Source organism: Idiomarina sp. UBA4206, from assembly GCF_002383015.1.
Taxonomy (GTDB): domain Bacteria; phylum Pseudomonadota; class Gammaproteobacteria; order Enterobacterales; family Alteromonadaceae; genus Idiomarina; species Idiomarina abyssalis.
In genome coordinates this window covers 3,264-4,360 of sequence record NZ_DFTS01000038.1, presented here as the reverse complement: position 1 = coordinate 4,360, position 1,097 = coordinate 3,264, and the positions used below count along the sequence as shown (strand labels likewise).

Below are 1,097 nucleotides of genomic sequence, written 5' to 3'. Positions count from 1 at the left end.
AGCTTGCGAACCGATTCCGGGCTGCTTTCCTGATCAAGTACAAATAAATCCGCCAGCCGGTGGTAATAAGGTTGGCTAAAATCAAAGTAAGCCTGTCGAGCTTCGGTAGACTCCATACCAATAGCTAAGTCCAGCTCGCCATAGCGAAGAAGACTAACGACGTTGTCCCAGTCGTACTGATGAAGGCTTAAATCTTTTTCCAGATAGTTAAAAATGGCACGAACAACGTCAACATCAAAACCCGCGGGCTCTCCGTCCTGGCTAAACTGAAAAGGCGGGTAGCCGGTTGCCATCCCTGCTTCTTCAGCCAGGCTGTCAGCCACAAGGGTGAAACTTAATGACGCGGCAGCAAAGAAGGTGGGTAGCAGCCGCATTTAAGAGTCTATAACCCTAAGTTTGCTACGAATGTAGTCAGCGTGACTGATATAAAGTAAGTCAGCAAGTTTGCGCAACATGCTTTCCTCATGTGGATCAAGTGCACTATCAGCGTAGGCAACAGCCCACAAATTTTCCAGTAATTCAACGCGTTGCTCGTAGCTAATGGCTTTTAACTGTGCTGTGAAATCGTGCAGCGATGAGGCTTCCTGTACTGCCTGCACGGCTTCTTTAATTGCGTTGTCAGCCTGCGCACCGGTAATACCGTATTCGCGCTCTAGCTCATCCAATAAGTGCTCACGCTCTTCATCGGATAGCTCGCCATCGGCCAGACTAATTTCTGTCATCAAAACCAGAGACAGAAAGGCGTCATTTGATAGACCTTCTATCTGGTGCATGTTGGCCTGTTCAGCCGGTGTTGTTTGTTGGAAAAAGTTTTGCAGAGCTTTGAGCATACAACAATCCTATTTGGGTAAATCGGGTAAGAAAAAGGAAAACTCGGTGCCTTTACCAGGCGTTGATTGGACAGAAATTTCGCCGTTGAGTTTCCGGGTAACCAGATTATAGACAATGGATAAGCCTAACCCTGAACCACCCGTCTGGCGAGATGTGGTGAAAAAGGGCTCGAAGATATTTTTAATGGTCTCGCTGTCCATACCTTTACCGTTGTCGCGAAAGTGAAAATGGACACCTTCGTCTTTTTGTTCCGTTTGTATCTCTAT

At 47.0% G+C, this 1,097-nt stretch carries 3 protein-coding genes; all 3 read right to left on the bottom strand.

Annotated features, from left to right (window positions below):
• Positions 1–374: transporter substrate-binding domain-containing protein (locus B3180_RS07980; RefSeq protein WP_286843923.1), on the bottom strand; the 374-nt coding region annotated here is incomplete at its 3' end.
• Entirely contained in the window at positions 375–830 is a 456-nt protein-coding gene (locus B3180_RS07975) for a TerB family tellurite resistance protein (protein ID WP_278358194.1), read from the bottom strand. It lies immediately after the preceding gene.
• A gap of 9 nt (positions 831–839) precedes the next feature.
• Positions 840–1,097 (bottom strand): sensor histidine kinase (locus B3180_RS07970; RefSeq protein WP_286843912.1); only part of this gene is annotated, 258 nt, incomplete at its 5' end.

Bases quoted from the DNA above. Each gene is read 5' to 3' on its own strand.
- B3180_RS07975 (WP_278358194.1), bottom strand. From the start codon at position 830: ATGCTCAAAGCTCTGCAAAACTTTTTCCAACAAACAACACCGGCTGAA.